Source organism: Arthrobacter sp. zg-Y769 (genome assembly GCF_020907405.1).
Taxonomy (GTDB): Bacteria; Actinomycetota; Actinomycetes; order Actinomycetales; family Micrococcaceae; genus Arthrobacter_B.
Genome location: NZ_JAJJOE010000013.1, coordinates 86,804 through 103,194, shown reverse-complemented (window position 1 = coordinate 103,194; position 16,391 = coordinate 86,804). Strand labels below are relative to the sequence as shown.

The 16,391-nt window shown below is 66.0% G+C and carries 8 protein-coding genes; 1 reads left to right on the top strand and 7 read right to left on the bottom strand.

Annotation, left to right across the window (positions count from 1 at the left end; translation table 11 throughout):
• Positions 1-431 precede the first annotated feature (431 nt).
• From glgB to LOC60_RS13555, 3 genes are read right to left on the bottom strand one after another with little or no spacing between them, the layout of a single operon-like run.
• On the bottom strand, positions 432-4,154 hold the full coding sequence (gene glgB / locus LOC60_RS13565; protein WP_230026028.1) for a 1,4-alpha-glucan branching protein GlgB: 3,723 nt from the start codon (positions 4,152-4,154) through the stop codon (positions 432-434).
• Positions 4,151-5,920: a maltose alpha-D-glucosyltransferase gene (treS, locus tag LOC60_RS13560; protein WP_230026026.1), complete on the bottom strand. Its 1,770-nt coding sequence runs from the start codon at positions 5,918-5,920 to the stop codon at positions 4,151-4,153. Before treS ends, glgB begins: the two co-directional genes overlap by 4 nt.
• Positions 5,920-7,971 carry an alpha-1,4-glucan--maltose-1-phosphate maltosyltransferase gene (locus LOC60_RS13555; protein WP_230026024.1) on the bottom strand — a complete coding sequence of 684 codons (2,052 nt, stop codon included), beginning with the start codon at positions 7,969-7,971 and terminating at the stop codon, positions 5,920-5,922. Before LOC60_RS13555 ends, treS begins: the two co-directional genes overlap by 1 nt.
• 168 nt (positions 7,972-8,139) lie before the next feature.
• Between LOC60_RS13555 and glgP the strand changes: the two genes are divergently transcribed.
• Positions 8,140-10,764, top strand: a complete 2,625-nt coding sequence (gene glgP / locus LOC60_RS13550; RefSeq protein WP_230026039.1) for an alpha-glucan family phosphorylase — start codon at positions 8,140-8,142, stop codon at positions 10,762-10,764.
• Between the two features lie 332 nt (positions 10,765-11,096).
• Here the strand turns inward: glgP and glgX are convergent, their stop codons facing one another.
• The 4 genes from glgX to ispF all read right to left on the bottom strand — a co-directional run bounded on the left by glgX (position 11,097) and on the right by ispF (position 16,390).
• Positions 11,097-13,106: a glycogen debranching protein GlgX gene (glgX, locus tag LOC60_RS13545; RefSeq protein WP_230026022.1), complete on the bottom strand. Its 2,010-nt coding sequence runs from the start codon at positions 13,104-13,106 to the stop codon at positions 11,097-11,099.
• A gap of 247 nt (positions 13,107-13,353) precedes the next feature.
• Complete coding sequence (gene rlmB / locus LOC60_RS13540) at positions 13,354-14,358, bottom strand: 23S rRNA (guanosine(2251)-2'-O)-methyltransferase RlmB (RefSeq protein WP_230026021.1); 1,005 nt, start codon at positions 14,356-14,358, stop codon at positions 13,354-13,356.
• Between the two features lie 80 nt (positions 14,359-14,438).
• Positions 14,439-15,863: a cysteine--tRNA ligase gene (gene cysS / locus LOC60_RS13535; protein WP_230026019.1), complete on the bottom strand. Its 1,425-nt coding sequence runs from the start codon at positions 15,861-15,863 to the stop codon at positions 14,439-14,441.
• 29 nt (positions 15,864-15,892) lie between these two features.
• Positions 15,893-16,390, bottom strand: coding sequence for a 2-C-methyl-D-erythritol 2,4-cyclodiphosphate synthase (ispF, locus tag LOC60_RS13530; protein WP_230026017.1), 498 nt, complete (start codon positions 16,388-16,390; stop codon positions 15,893-15,895).
• Between the last annotated feature and the right edge of the window lies 1 nt (position 16,391).

The following is a 16,391-nucleotide window of genomic DNA, read 5'->3' as shown; positions in this document are numbered from 1 at the left end:
CTAAATTCGAAACCGGCTAAAAAAACCGTCCCATACCCACGGGGTGGGCGGTAACGGCCTGTTCAACCAATCAAAATAAATTGGTATCAATAAACTTGGCACACTATTGAGTTCTCAAACAACAGACTGCTTCCGGCACCAGCAGGCGATTCTCAAGGAATCTAAGCTCTGCATCGCTCCGGAGCAACTTTTCTATCTTAGCCACACTGTCCGGTGGGTGTCAATCCGGCCGTGGATCCTTCCGGCGAACCGGCAGGAAGCTAGTTCCCGGACTCACGACTGAAGGTCGAAACCCATGGGATCCGGTCTCCTGGTTCAATGTCCAGAATCTCGATTCCCTCGATCAGCGCGGGTATTAACTCTAGCACGGTTTTTACCGGACCGTGCACCTGCGCGGCCCGGCCTCCAGTCGGGAGGCCGGGCCCCCATCCCTACGGCTTGGGAACCAGGTACAGCACGCCCAGCGGAGGAACGGTAAGCGTGGCGGACGCCGGCTGCCCGTTGCAGGCACCTTCAACCGCGTGCACTACGCCCATGTTCCCCACCCCGGAACCGCCGAACTCGGCGGCGTCGGTGTTCAGTGCTTCCACCCATTCGCCGGCCCACGGCATTCCCAATCGGAAGTCCTTGTGCGGGGCGCCGGCAAAGTTGGCTACACACACGACCGGATTACCCTGGTGGTCCCACCGGATGAACGAAAGGACATTGAGGGCGCCGTCGTTCTCGTTGATCCACTGGAAACCTGCCGGCTCGTTGTCACGTGCGGACAGGGCCGGGGTGCTGCGGTAGATCTCGTTGAGCTGCTTCACCATGAGCTGGACACCCTTATGCTGCGGGGTGTCGGTCAGGTACCAGTCCAGTCCGTACTGCTCGGACCATTCCGCTTCCTGGCCGAATTCGGTGCCCATGAAGATCAACTGCTTGCCCGGGTGCGCCCACTGGAAGGCCAGGTAGGCACGCAGGTTCGCCAGCTGCTGCCAGCGGTCACCGGGCATCTTGCGCAGCAGGGAGCCCTTACCGTGCACCACTTCGTCATGACTGATGGGCAGCAGGAAGTTCTCCGTGTACGCGTAGACCAGGGAGAAGGTCAGCTGGGAGTGGTGATAGACGCGGTTGATCGGGTCTTCGGACATGTACTGGAGCGTGTCGTGCATCCAGCCCATGTTCCACTTGAGCCCGAATCCGAGTCCCCCACTGCTCGTGGGACGCGTAACGCCGGGGAACGCGGTGGATTCCTCGGCGATCATCACGATGCCCGGCACCCGCTTGTAGGCGGTCGCGTTGACTTCCTGCAGGAAGGAGATCGCCTCGAGGTTCTCCCGGCCGCCGTAGACGTTGGGGGTCCACTGGCCTTCGGGGCGCGAGTAGTCCAGGTACAGCATGGAGGCCACGGCATCCACCCGGAGCCCGTCGACGTGGAACTCTTCCAGCCAGTAAATCGCATTGGCTACGAGGAAGTTGCGTACTTCACGACGGCCGAAGTCGAAGACCAGCGTTCCCCAGTCGAGCTGCTCGCCCCGGAACGGGTCGCCGTGCTCGTAAAGCGTCTGCCCGTCGAAATTAGCCAGCGCCCAGGGGTCCTTCGGGAAGTGGGCCGGAACCCAGTCCAGAATGACGCCGATACCGGCCTGGTGCAGCCGGTCGACGAGGTAGCGGAACTCGTCCGGATGCCCGAACCGAGCGGTGGGGGCAAAGTAGGAAGTGACCTGGTAACCCCAGGACCCGCCGAAGGGATGCTCGGCCACGGGCATCAGTTCCACATGGGTGAAGCCCTGCCACTGGACATACTCGGCCAGCTGGTCTGCCATTTCCCGGTAGTTCAGTCCGAGCCGCCAGGAGCCCAGGTGCACCTCGTACACACTCATGGGCGAGTTGTGCGGATCCCGGGAGGCCCGGGTCTCCATCCATTCGGCGTCGCCGAACTCGTAGGTGGACTCGACCACGCGAGAACCGGTCAGCGGCGGCACCTCGGTGCCCTTGGCCATCGGGTCGGCCTTTTCCCGCCAGACACCGTCGCTGCCCAGGATTTCGTACTTGTACCGGGCACCGGCTTCCACCCCCGGCACGAAGATTTCCCAGACGCCGGAGCTGCCAAGTGAACGCATCGCGTTGATGATGCCGTTCCAGCCGTTGAAATCGCCCTTGACCCGCACGGAGCGGGCGTTGGGAGCCCAGACGGCGAAACTGGCACCGGAGATGTCGCCCAGCACGGAATCGTAGTGGTGCAGGTTGGCGCCCAGGACCGTCCACAGGTTTTCGTGCCGCCCTTCACCGATCAGGTGCAGGTCTACGTCACCGAGGGAGGGAAGGAACCGGTACGGATCATCGAACAGCCGGGGCTCTTCGCCGTCGTACGTCACCTCGACCCGGTAGTCCGGAACCGCGCCCGGAGTCCGGGCCGGGAAGGTTCCCACCCAGATGCCGTTGTATTCATGCCGCAGCGGCACCCGGCCTTCGGGCGTTACTGCCACCACTTCGCGCGCCAGCGGGCGCAGGGTACGGATGGTGACCGTTCCGGAATCATTCAGGTGCGCGCCGAGGACTGCGTGCGGCTGGTAGTAGCTGCCCTCCGAAACGGCCTGCAGCACGTCTTCGGGAACGGGAATCGGATCGGTGGAGACGGGAACGTCGGGCACCTCGGGCTCTTCGGCGGCGGATGGTGTCCGCGGCTTGCGATGCTTACTCACTGTGCTCTCTTCCTGGCTCTCGTCCTGGCGTGCTGCGTTCTCGGCCTGCGCCAGAATGTTGCGGACGGCAGTGGCCGGCACGCTGATCCAGCGGGGACGGTTTCGAATCTCGTAGACAACTTCATACAGCGCCTTGTCCAGCCACAGGGCCAGGAACAGGGGGTCGCTGCGGTTGATGGTGGTGCCGGTTTCCTTCTCGTACCCGCGCAGGAAGGCGTCTGCCGCGGCCGCTGCCCACCGGTAAGCCGCTTCGTTACGCCGCTGCACTGCCTCATCCGACTCGCCGGCGCCCGCGGCACCGTCAATCAGTGCGACTCCGGCCGCGTAATCGATCGAGCGCAGCATGCCGACGACGTCGCGCAGCGGCGCGTCAGGCACGCTCCGTTCCGCGGCGGGCCGCAGCGGCTCGCCCTCGAAGTCGAGGACGATCCAGCCCCGGTCCGGCACGCGCAGCACCTGGCCGAGGTGGTAATCGGCATGGATGCGCTGCAGGTTTGGCAACGCCTGGAGGTTGTGGACCTGCTTCAGCAGGTACTCCACTGCGTCATCGAAAGGTCCGACGACGTCGCGGGCTTCCGCCCACGCCCACCTGATCCGGGAGCTGAGGGACTCCAGGAATTCCGTGCGTTCGACGGGGCTGGGAGGCCTGCTGCCGAACGCAGCTGCCAGCTGCTGGTGGATGCGGCCGGTTGCGGCACCCAGTTCCTCCGCCTCCACCGTGAAGTCCCGGCCGGCAAGGGCAGCCGAGGATGCGGTCCGCCAGGCGTCTTCGCTGCCCGGGAAGAATTCCCGCAGCACGGACAGGTGTCCGGTCAGCAGTTTCTCTCCGGACTCGTCCGCCGGGTCCGTCCAGGAGCCGGTCACCCAGCCGTAGGTGGCCGGAACATCCACCGACCCGACTTCGGTCAAACGTGCGCTGACCTCGACATCCGGGCTCTCGCCGGCCGCCACCACGCGGTAGAACTTCACGATCAACGGTGCCTCAGGCGCCTGCACAATCACGGAGGTGTTGGACTGTTCGCCCTTCAGGACCTTGGTGGGCAGCGGCGCCCGGAACGGCGCCCAGTCGGCAAAGCCGTCCAGGGCAAAGCCGTGCGTGTGCCCGTCCAGGGACGAAGCCTGGGACCGCATCAGTTCCAGCCATGCCGTGACGAAGACCGGGTCGGCGGTCGCGTCGTAGAGCCACCGCTCCCCCAGGTCTTCCTGGTGCGCCCGGCCCAGCAGGGCGGCCTCCAACTCGGGGGCCGGTGCGGTCCGGTAGCTGACCGGCACGCTGATGACGTCCCGGCGGTCCCCGGAGACGACGGCGATGAGGTGGACTTCCAGCCCGACCTCGCCGGCGGGATCCTCGAGCCGGATCCCGCCGACCCTTTCCAGCACGACTTCGCGGCCCTTTGCAGGGAACCAGCGTTGCCCGGGGAGCCAGGACGTCAGGATTTCGGGCAGGGACGGCGTCAATGAGCTCATCTCCGTCCGGCCTCCGAGATCGGAATCATGGGAATGGCCTCGGTCTGGGGCGATGAGGTGTCGGACTTCGGCGACCGCAGGCGCAGCCAGTAGAAGTCGTGGCTGCCCAGGGTCAGCGTCAGTGCGCCGTCTTCTCCGATGGTGGGGAAGAGGGTACCGCCGAAGGCGTCCCGCAGGCCGCGGTTGGCGAACTCCGGCAGCTTCATCGACGCGGAGATGGGGTGCTGGGAGAGGTTGAAGATACACAGCACTGTCTCGCCCACCTCGCCCTCCGGGTTGTTGTCCGGCAGCTCGCGTACAAAGGCCAGTGCGGCTTCGGCATCGGTCGGCACGTTGCGGTAGGAACCCAGGCCGAAGGCCGGGTGGGCGCGGCGGACCATGATCATCTGCCGGATCCAGTGCAGCAGGGAACTCGAGCTGGCGAGCTGCGCCTCAACGTTTACGTGGTTGTAGTGGTAAACCAGCGACTGCACCACCGGCAGGTACAGCTTGCCGGGATCGGCGGTGGAGAATCCGGCGTTGCGGTCCGGGTTCCACTGCATGGGTGTGCGGGAGGAGTCACGGTCTTCCAGCCAGATGTTGTCCCCCATGCCCAGCTCGTCGCCGTAGTACAGGAACGGGCTGCCCGGGAGGGCCAGCAGCATCGCGTGGATCAGTTCGATTTCCGACCGCGAGTTGTCCAGCAGCGGAGCGAGCCGGCGGCGGATACCGATGTTGGCCCGCATGCGCGAATCCGGGGCATACCAGCCGAGCATGGCCTGGCGTTCCTCATTGGTGACCATTTCCAGCGTCAGCTCGTCATGGTTGCGCAGGAAGGTGCCCCACTGGGCGCCCGCCGGAATTTCCGGGGTCTCTTCCATGGTCTGGATGATCGGTGCGGCCTTCTGGTCCCGCAGCGCGTAGAACAGGCGCGGCATGATCGGGAAGTGGAAGCACATGTGGCATTCGTCGCCGGTCTCGTCGCCGAAGTACTCGACCACTTCGTGCGGCATCTGGTTCGCCTCGGCGATGATGACGCGGCCCGGGTAGTTCTCGTCGACCATGGTGCGCAGGTCCTTGAGGAACCGGTGCGTGGCCGGGAGGTTTTCGCAGTTCGTGCCGTCCTCTTCAAAGAGGTACGGGATGGCGTCGGCCCGGAACCCGTCGATGCCCTGGTCCAGCCAGAAGCGCACGACGTCGAAAATCGCCTCGATTACCTTGGGGTTCTCGAAGTTCAGGTCAGGCTGGTGGCTGAAGAACCGGTGCCAGAAGAACTGGCGGCGGACCGGGTCGAAGGTCCAGTTCGATTCCTCGGTGTCCACGAAGATGATCCGGGCGTCTTCGTACTTCTGGTCGGTGTCCGACCAGACGTAGAAGTCCCCGTAGGGGCCGTCCGGGTCGCTGCGGGACTCCTCGAACCACGGGTGCTTGTCCGAGGTGTGGTTCAGCGGAAGGTCGATGATGACGCGCAGCCCGCGGGCGTGTGCTTCGGCAACCAGCCGCTTGAAGTCGCTGATGGTGCCGAACTCGTCGAGGACATCGTAGTAATCGGAGATGTCATAACCGCCGTCGCGCAGGGGCGACTTGAAGAACGGCGGCAGCCACAGGCAATCTATGCCCAGCCACTGCAGGTAGTCCAGCTTTTCGATCAGGCCGCTGAAGTCGCCTGATCCGTCGCCGTTGGCGTCCGCGAAGCCGCGGACGAGTACTTCATAGAAAACGGCCTTGCGGTACCAATGGGGATCATTGGTCAAGCCGGGTGCGTGCAGTTGAAACGGGTTGGGCACTAGGAGTTCCTCCGAACTGACAGGATGTGCGCGGGTTCAAAGTGGGCGTCCAGGCGGACGTAGTTGTGGGCTCCCCAGCGCCAGCTCTGGCCGCTGATCAGGTCATCCACCCAGAAGGTGCCGTCGTCGTTCAGATCCTGCGGTGCGAGGTGAAGCGCATCGAGGTCGAGCGTGACGGTGGATTCGCGGGCGCTGTGGGGATCCACGTTAACCACAATAATGAGTGTGTCGCTGCTGGACGGATCGCCGGGGCGGGTCTGTTTGTGCTTGGAGTAGACCACTGTGGACTCATCGGTGCTGGAGTGCACGGTGAGGTTTTCGAGGTCCCCCAACGCGGGGTGGTTTCGGCGGATTTCGTTCAGGCGGGTGATGTACGGGGCGAGGCTGCGGCCTTCAGCTTCCGCCGCGGCGAAGTCCCGCTGCTTGTACTCGAACTTCTCGTTGTCGATGTACTCCTCGGCGCCGGGCCGGGCCACGTGCTCGAACAGCTCGTAGCCGGCGTAGACACCCCACAGCGGGCTGCCGGTGGCAGCCAGCACGGCGCGGATCTTGAACGCTCCGGGGCCGCCGAACTGCAGGAATTCAGTGAGGATGTCCGGGGTATTCACGAAGAAGTTCGGACGGAAGAAGGCCGAAGACTCGTGGGATACCTCGGTGAAGTATTCCTCGATTTCCTCGCGGGTGTTCCGCCACGTGAAGTAGCTGTACGACTGCTGGAACCCCGCCTTGGCGAGGGCATGCATCATCGGCGGCCGGGTGAAGGCCTCAGCCAGGAAAATGACGTCCGGGTTCTCTTCGTTGACCGTGCCGATCAGCCATTCCCAGAACCGGAGCGGCTTGGTGTGCGGGTTGTCCACCCGGAAAATCCGCACGCCGTGGCTGATCCACAGCCGCACAATGCGCAGGATCTCCCGCGACAGGCCCTCGTAGTCATTGTCGAAGTTCAGGGGGTAGATGTCCTGGTACTTCTTCGGAGGGTTCTCTGCATAGGCGATGGTGCCGTCAACACGCGTGGTGAACCATTCAGGATGGCTGGTTACCCAGGGGTGGTCCGGGGAGGCCTGCAGGGCCAGGTCGATGGCGACCTCCAGGCCCAGGTCCCGTGCACTGCCCACGAACGCGTCGAAATCCTCGAACGTTCCCAGATCGGGGTGGATGGCGTCGTGGCCGCCCTCGGCGGCGCCGATGGCCCAGGGCGATCCGGGATCCTGCGGACCGGCGACCAGGGTGTTGTTCGGACCCTTGCGGTGCGTGGTGCCGATCGGGTGGATGGGCGGCAGGTAGATAACGTCGAACTGCATGTCCGCCACGCGCTGCAGGCTGCGGGCGGCCGTGCGGAACGTTCCGGAGGTCCATTCGCGGGTGGCCGGGTCGAATTCCGCGCCCTCGGAGCGGGGGAAGAATTCGTACCAGGCGCCGCGTCCGGCGAGCTCGCGCTCAACCAGGATGGGGAAGCGGTCCGAGCTGGTGACAAGGTCACGGATCGGATCGCGGTCGAGGATGGCCGTGACGGCGTCGGTTCCGGCCGCCGCAAGGCGTTCCTCAACCGGCAGCCCGGTGTCTGCGAGCGCTGCCGCAGCGGCGCGGAACACCTCGGCGTCGGCACCGCTGCGTTCAGCGGCGGCGGCAGCGAACAGTTGGTGGCCTTCGGTGAGCATCAGCTCGACGTCGACGCCGGCGGCGATCTTTACCTCGGCGTTGTGGTGCCAGGTGGCGTAGACGTCCGCCCACCCCTCCACGGCGAAGCTCCAGTGGCCCGTACCGACAGGGCGCAGCATGCCCTCCCAGCGGTCGAGCCCCAGACCCACCGGATGCATCCGGCTGCGGGCAGCAACGCTTCCCTCGGGATCGTAAAGGACGGCACTTGCCCCGACGAGGTCATGTCCCTCACGGAACACGGTGGCCCCGATAACGAGGTCCTCTCCCGGCACGGCTTTGGCGGGGAATCTCCCGTACTCCACTGCGGGAGTCACATTGGTGATCGGAATCCGGCCAAACCGGAGATCCTTCGAGGGCAGGTCTTCTGGTGTCAACGCGCTGGATGTGGTCACAGACTAGACGTTATCGAGAATTCGGACAGAATGCTAAGGCAACGTACTTTTACCGAATCGCCGCAGGTCGGCCATGCTTTGGCTGCGTTTTCAAGTCACCGGGAATTTACCCGGACATTTGTCCGTCATTTCCGTTTTGGTACCGCTGAGTGCGCTAGCGTGACCCGGGTGAAGGCCATCCGCAGATTTACCGTCCGCACCGTCCTGCCGCCCAGCATTGCCCCCTTGGGGCGGCTGGCATCGAATCTCCGCTGGTCCTGGCATCAGCCGACCCTCAGGCTCTTCGAGAGCATAGATCCCGACGCCTGGCGGTCCAGCGGCGAAGACCCGGTGAAGCTGCTGGGGACGGTGAGCCGGGACAAGCTCGAGCGCATCGCGCAGGATGAGCACCTGGTCTCCGTCATCGCCGATCTGGGCGCGGACCTGGACAGGTACCTCAACGAACCCCGCTGGTACCAGAGGCTGGGGGACGACGCACCGGCGTCGATTGCCTACTTCTCCCCCGAATACGGCATCAGCGCCGTGCTGCCCCAGTATTCCGGCGGCCTGGGCATCCTGGCCGGCGACCATTTGAAGGCCGCTTCGGACCTGGGCGTGCCCCTGGTAGCGGTGGGGCTGCTCTACAAGGCCGGGTACTTCAAGCAGGCGCTCTCCCGCGACGGCTGGCAGTTGGAAACCTATCCCGTGCTCGACCCCAATGGGCTGCCGCTGACCCTGCTGCGCGAAGAAGACGGCACCCCGGCAAGGATCACCCTGCCGTTGCCGGACAACCGCCAGCTTTCCGCACACATCTGGCGCGCCGACGTCGGTCGCGTGCCCCTGCTGCTGCTGGACTCGGACGTCATCGGGAACGACGACGCCGCCCGCGGCATCACCGACCGGCTGTACGGCGGCGGCGGCGACCACCGGCTGCAGCAGGAGCTGCTGCTGGGTATGGGCGGCGTCAAGGCGCTGCGTGTACACCAGCGGCTTACCGGTGCTCCCCCTGCCGAAGTGTTCCATAGCAACGAAGGCCACGCCGGCTTCCTGGGCGTGGAGCGGATCCGTGAGCTGATGGACCAGGGCATGACCTGGGAGGAAGCGCTGACCGTTTCCCGCGCTTCGACGGTATTCACCACGCACACCCCGGTGCCTGCCGGCATCGACCGTTTCGAGCAGACGCAGATCCGCCATTTCTTCACTGCCGGCCTGGCGCAGTCCGTGCCCACCGACAAGATCCTGTCCCTGGGCACTGAGAACTACGAGGGCGGAGACCCGGGCAAGTTCAACATGGCCGTGATGGGCCTGCGCCTCGCCCAGCGGGCCAACGGCGTGGCCAAGCTTCACGGCGAAGTCTCCCGTGAAATGTTCTCCGGTCTCTGGCCGGGCTTCGATGTGTCGGAGGTACCCATCACCTCCGTGACCAACGGCGTTCACGTCCCCACCTGGATTGATCCGGAAGTCACTGCCTTCGCCAGCGAGAAATTCGGTGTCGCCACCGTCCACGACCGGGACTGGGGCAGGGCCTATGAGATTGATGACAAGGATCTGTGGGAGCTGAGGCGGAAGCTGCGCAGCAACCTGGTCCAGGACGTCCGGCGCCGCGTGAAGCGCGCCTGGCGCCGGCGCGGTGCATCGGATGCGGAGCTGGCGTGGACGCAGAACGTGCTGGATCCGGACGTGTTGACCATTGGGTTTGCCCGCCGGGTTCCCACCTATAAACGGCTGACCCTGATGCTGCGGGACCCGGACCGGCTCAAGGCGCTGCTGCTGCATCCCACCCGTCCCATCCAGGTTGTGGTGGCCGGCAAGTCCCACCCCGCGGACGAGCAGGGCAAGAAGATGATCCAGGACCTGGTCCGCTTCACCGACGATCCGGAGGTCCGCCACCGGATCGTGTTCCTGCCCAACTACGACATCGCCATGGCGCGGACCCTGTTCCCCGGCTGCGACGTCTGGCTGAACAATCCGCTGCGCCCGCTGGAGGCCTCCGGTACCTCCGGTATGAAGTCGGCCATCAACGGCGGGCTGAACCTCTCCATCCTCGACGGCTGGTGGGACGAGATGTTCGACGGCAACAACGGCTGGGCCATCCCCTCCGCCAACCCCAGCAAGGGAACCCGCACACGGGAGGTCTACACCGCGGACCAGCGGGACGACATTGAGGCAGCGGCGCTCTATGACCTGCTGGAAAACGCGGTGGGGCCGATGTTCTACGGCACGGAACCGCCCGCAGCTGCCGGTGCGGCCGGGCCCTCGGCGCCGCCCACGGATTCACTGCCGCACGAGTGGCTTGAAATGGTCAAGCACACCCTCGCGGACCTGGGGCCGGATGTCTCGGCGTCCCGCATGCTCAAGGACTACGTCAACCGGCTGTACCGGCCCGCCAGCTCCTCCGGGCGGCACATGGCGGCGGACGGGTACACGGCCGCTAAGGAACTCGCCCTGTGGGTCACCAAGGTTCGGGACGGCTGGTCCACTGTGCAGGTGGAGAACGTGGATTCCGTCGGGGTCAGCGAAAATCCGCAGATCGGTGACAGCTTGACGGTCCAGGCCTACGTTTCCCTGGGTTCCCTGCGGCCGGAGGACGTCAGCGTGGAAGCGGCCTACGGCATGGTGACCGAGAATGACCGGATCAGTGAGCCCCGCATCCAGGAGCTCGCCCCGGCAGAGGACCTGGGATCGGGACGCCACCTGTTCCGCGGGACCCTCCGCATCGAGCAGGCCGGACCGTTCGGGTACACCGTCAGAGTGCTGCCCACGCATTCCGGGCTGGCGTCGAAGGCTGAGTTGGGGCTCGTCGTCAACGCTTGACCTGCGTTGTGTTATTGCGTTGGGTGGCGTGAGGTTGCGCTTGCGCTTGGGCTTGCTAGCGCTTGGTGGCGCTTGGTAGCGCTTGGTAGCGCTTGGTAGCGCTTGGTAGCGCTTGGTAGCGCGCCGGGCGTTCCGGAACGGCGGCAACGAAAATCCCCGCTCGCAGAGCTCGCGGAGATTATTAAAGCCGCCTAACCCGGAACGTCCGGAGCGCACATTGTTCGACCGTCACCTAAGCTGGCACGCCCGAACGCACCACGGTGCCTAATGGGATGGGCCGGAGCGCCGCTGTGCGACCGTCACCTCACGTGGGCTCGGGTGTGGTGCGCTGCTCAGGCGCGGTAAAGGCTGATCGAATTGGCCGGAACCGTGTCGGTGGTTCCCGGAGGAAGGAGCCTGCCCCGGTCCTCCTCCGATGCCGTTGAAAACACAAGTTCGTAGGATTCCCCGGGGACGGCCGTGTCCCCGAAAGCGGTAGTGCCGGTACCGGCAGCGGCGCTGCGGACGGCCGGAGAGTCGGGGAGGCGGATGTCGACGTCGGACAGGGTGCCGTTAAGGACAATCAGTCCGTTGAGGGAACCGTCGCCGGAGCCGGTCAGGACCTGCACCACGCGGTTGGAAGGATCGCCCCACTGTTCCGGGGTCATCGGTTTTCCCTCCGAATCGAACCAGAGCAGGAAGGACTGCCGCCGGTCGGCCGGAAAGCGGTAGGGCTGGTTGGCGAGGTATTCCCGGCGCAGCCGCAGCAGCTCACGGGTAGTCGAGAGCATCCGGCGGCCGGCGTCGTCGAGGTCCCAGTGCACCCAGGTGATCTCGCTGTCCTGGCAGTACGCATTGTTGTTGCCGCGTTGGCTCCGGCCGAGCTCGTCTCCCGCCGTGAGCATAGGCACGCCCAGTGACATGGTGAGCGTAGCCATCAGGTTCCGGGCCGTCAGCGCCCGGGCAGCGCTGATCCGCTCATCGTCCGTGGGACCCTCGACGCCGTGGTTATAGCTGCGGTTCTCGCCGGTACCGTCCCGGTTCCCTTCACCGTTGGCCTCATTGTGCTTACGCTCGAACATCGTCAGATCGCGCAGGGTAAAACCGTCGTGGGCAGTGATGAAGTTGATTGAGGCCAGCGGCGTCCGGCCGGAGTCGGCGAAAAGTTCGGCGGAACCGGCCAGGGCATCGGCCAGCCGGGCCAGGGAGCCGCCTTCCCTGCCTTCGGTGATGTCTGCCTGGCCCCGGAGCCAGAAGTCCCGGACGATGTCGCGGAAATGGTCATTCCAGTCGGCCCAGCCCTGCGGGAACCGGCCGGTCTGCCAGCCGTCCGGTCCCACATCCCATGGTTCGGAGATGAGCTTTACGTCCTGCAGGACGGAATCCGCGGCCACGGCGACAAGGAATGGGTGGCGCGGATCGAACCGGCCGTCCGCGCCGCGGCAAAGCGTGGGGGCCAGATCGAAGCGGAACCCGTCTATCTGGTACTCCTGCACCCAGTAACGCAGCGAGTCCAGGGCCAGCTGGATGACCCGGGGTTCGCTGAAGTCCAGGGTGTTGCCGCAGCCCGTTGTGTCCACATACGCGCCGTCGGGACCGTGACGGTAGTAGGTTTCGTCCCCCAGTCCTCGCCAGCTCAGCGCGGGCTGGTCTGCCTCGCCCTCCGCAGTGTGGTTGTAGACCACATCCAGCAGCACTTCGATTCCGGCCTCGTGGAGGGACTTCACCATGGCTTTGACTTCATCCTGCACGGCCTGGGCTCCGGCCTCGCGGGATGCCCGGGTGGCGTAAGCGGCATGCGGCGCGAAGAACCCGAGGGTGTTGTACCCCCAGAAATTCGCCAGCCCCCGTTCCTGCAGGTGGAGCTCGTCAGCGTGGAAGTGCACGGGCAGCAGTTCCACCGCCGTGATGCCCAGGTCCCGGAGGTACTCAATCATGACCGGATGCCCCATGCCTGCATAGGTTCCGCGGAGCTCTTCGGGAATGCCCGGATGCAGCAGGGTCTGGCCCCGCACGTGCGCTTCGTAAATGACGGTCTCCCGCCACGGGGTGTGCGGACGGCGTGTATTGCCCCAGTCGAATGCCGCACCGGTGTACACGGAGAAGTAGACCGGGCCGGCATCACCGTCGGTTTCTTCGATGCCCCGCCCGTAGGGGTCCAGCAGCAGCTGGAAGCTGCCCGGCTCTGCGGAAGGCTTCCGGCCCCTCGGCCAGAACCCGTAACGGCTCCCGTGCCGCAGGCCGTAGGCCCGGCCGTGGTGGATCCCCAGGACGGTGTCCGTCAGCGGGGCAACGGACCAGAGGCCGGGCGCCGTTTCGTAGTACAGGTCGACGGCGGACAGCCCCGGGGCGTACACGGACACGTTGACGGAGCCCGGGACGTGGGGGGCCCCCCGCGCCGGGGGGCGGCCACCCCCCCGCCCCCGCGCCGCGCGCGCCCGGCCCTCCCCGCACCGGTCGCGGGCCCCGGGCGGGTGCGCCCCCCGGGCACGGGTGGCCCCAACCCCCAGCGGCAAGGGCCGCGAGTCCCGCTTCGAGACACTGCCCGCGGTGGTTCCGGTTATCACGTTTGCCATGTACGCCCTTTGCTGCCGGTAGCCCCGGCCCGGACTAGGAGGAACGCTGCCGGGAAATTTCGTACAGGGAGATGCCGACGGCCATGGAAGCGTTCAGAGACTCCATGGCGGAGTCGATGGGGATGGAGACAATCTGGTCGCAGTTCTCGCGGACGAGGCGGGACAGGCCCTTGCCCTCGGAGCCCACCACGATGCAGATCGGTTCCTTGGCCAGCACGATGGAGGGAAGCGAGACATCGCCGTCGCCGTCCAGGCCGAGGACAAAAATGCCCATCTTCTTGAACGTCTTCAGGGTGTTGTTCAGGTTGCCGGCCCGTGCCACGGGAACGCGGACGGCAGCGCCGGCGCTGGTCTTCCACGCAGAGGCGGTGACGCCCACGGCCCGGCGTTCCGGGACGATGACGCCGTGTGCGCTGAACGCAGAAGCGGAGCGGATGATGGCACCCAGGTTACGCGGGTCGGTGATGCCGTCCAGGGCGACGAAGAGCGGCGCGTTCCGGATATGGCCCTTTTTCCAAGCCTCAAGGGTTTCGGAGGCGAGGTCGGTGGGATCGGCGTACTCGTACGGCGGGATCTGCAGGACCAGGCCCTGGTGCACGGCCTCGTTGGTCATGCGGTCCAGCTCGGGCTTGTGCGTTTCCATCACCGGCAGGCCGCGCTCGGTGGCAATCTTCAGGGATTCGCGGACACGGTCATCCATGTCGATGCGGACGGCGATGTGCAGGGCCTTGGCCGGGATGCCTGCTCGCAGGGCCTCCACCACGGAGTTGCGGCCGGTGACCACTTCTTCGGCCACCTTGCCGCGGACGTTGGTGCCGCTGCGGCCGCCGGCGCGGGCATCGCCGCGCTTGGTGTCGCCGCGCTTGGCGGCGGACCGCTCAGCGAGCTGCTTGCTTTTGAACGCCTTGTGGTACGGGCGCTCTTCAGCCTTGGGTGTGGGGCCCTTACCCTCGAGGGCCTTGCGGCCGAGCCCGCCGGTACCGCCGCTGGGGCCCTTCTTGGCTTTGCGCATTGCGCCGGGACGTCCATTGTTGGCCATCGGTTACACCTTTACTAGAAGAAAGCATTCGCTTCCAGTTTACGCAGTCCGCGGGCCGGTTGGCGGACACGGTCCTGCGGCTAGCCCACGCTCCATGCCGCACCGTCGGCGGTGTCCTCCACGGTGATCCCCGCTGCGGCCAGGGAATCCCTGATTGCGTCCGCCCGCGCCCAGTCCTTGGCGGCCCGCGCGGCCCTCCGCTCAGCCAGCCTGTCCTGGATCAGTGCGTCGAGGGCGGCGTCGGCGGGACCGGCCTGCGCCGCGGTGTCCCGCGCGTCATCCAGGCCCAGGACCGAGGTCATCGCCAGCACCTGTCCCAGCGCGCGCTGAACAGTTTCGTTGTCACCGGCGGCAAGGGCGGTATTGCCGGCCCGCACGGTTTCATGCAGCGCGGCCAGCGCCTGGGGCACGTTCAGGTCGTCGTCCATGGCGGCGGCGAAGGTCTCGGGAACGGAGGCGGGTGCGGCGTCGGCCTTGGCTGCGGCCTTGGAGATGAACCCGTCAATCCGCTCGACGGCGGACGCGGCCTCCTGCAGCGACGTGGGCCGGTAGTCCAGCACGGAACGGTAATGGGCCTGGCCGAGGTAGTACCGGACCACGCGGGGGCTGGCCTCTTCCAGCATTTCCGCCGGGCTGATGGTGTTGCCGATGGACTTGGACATCTTCTCGCCCTCGAAGGTGACCATGCCGTTGTGCATCCAGAAATTGGCAAACCCGTGCCCGGCGGCCTGGGACTGTGCCATCTCGTTCTCGTGGTGCGGGAAGCGCAGGTCCAGCCCGCCGCCGTGGATGTCGAACTCGGTGCCGAGGTATTTGGTGACCATGGCGGAGCACTCCAGGTGCCAGCCGGGGCGGCCGCGGCCCCAGGGGCTGTCCCAGGACGCGGTTTCGGGTTCGCCTTCCTTGTGTCCCTTCCACAGTGCGAAGTCCCGCGGATCGCGCTTGCCGCGCGGGCCGGCGTCGGGCGCTGCCTGCATGTCGTCGATGTTCTGCCGGGTCAGCGAACCGTACTTCTGCCAGGAGCGCACGTCGAAGTACACATCGCCGGAATCGTCCAGGGCCGGATAGGCATGTCCGCGCTCGATCAGTGTGGAAATAAGAGCGTGCATCTCCGGGATGTGCCCCGTGGCGCGCGGCTCGTAGGTGGGGCGCTGGACGCCGAGGGTGTCGTATGCCTTGGCGAACTCCTGCTCGAAGCGATAGGCCAGCGCCCACCACGGTTCATCGGGGACGACGCCGGGGGCCGGTTCGGCGCCCACGGAGTCCGCGGCCTTGGCCAGGATCTTGTCGTCAATATCCGTCACATTGCGCACCACGGTGACCTGCAGCCCCCGGTAGCGGAGCCAGCGGGTGAGCTGGTCAAAGGCGATGGCCGAGCGGATGTGCCCTACGTGCGGGAGTCCCTGCACGGTGGCACCGCAGTAGTAGAGGCTGGCCTTGCCTTCCACCAGGGGAACGAAGTCCCGGACCTGCGCTGTTGCCGTGTCATAGAATCTCAAGCTCACTGCTCTAGGCTAGCCGAAACCGCGTGCCCTCAGTCAGCGGCGGCTGCAGCGGCAGCGACGACGGCGGTGGCCACAGCGGCGATTCCCTCGCCGCGGCCGGTGAAGCCCAGGGAATCCGTGGTGGTGGCCGACACGCTGACCGGTGCACCCGCAGCCGCGCTCAGGACCGTTTCCGCCTCCGCCCGGCGGGGGCTGAACTTGGGACGGTTGCCGATCAGCTGGACCGCGACGTTGCCGATTTCGAAGCCGGCGGCACGCACTATCCGCGCCGCTTCCGCCAGCAGCACTGTCCCTGCGGCGCCGGCATATTCCGGCCGGTCCGTGCCGAAGTGGGTACCGAGGTCCCCCAGGCCGGCAGCCGAGAAAAGGGCGTCCGCGGCGGCGTGGGCAACCGGGTCGCCGTCGGAATGGCCGGCCAGGCCGCGCTCGCCTTCCCAGTGCAGGCCGGCCACCCACAGCGGACGCGGGGCGTCGTCGGGAGCGAAGGCGTGGACGTCTACGCCAATTCCGGTGCGTGGCAGGGCCATG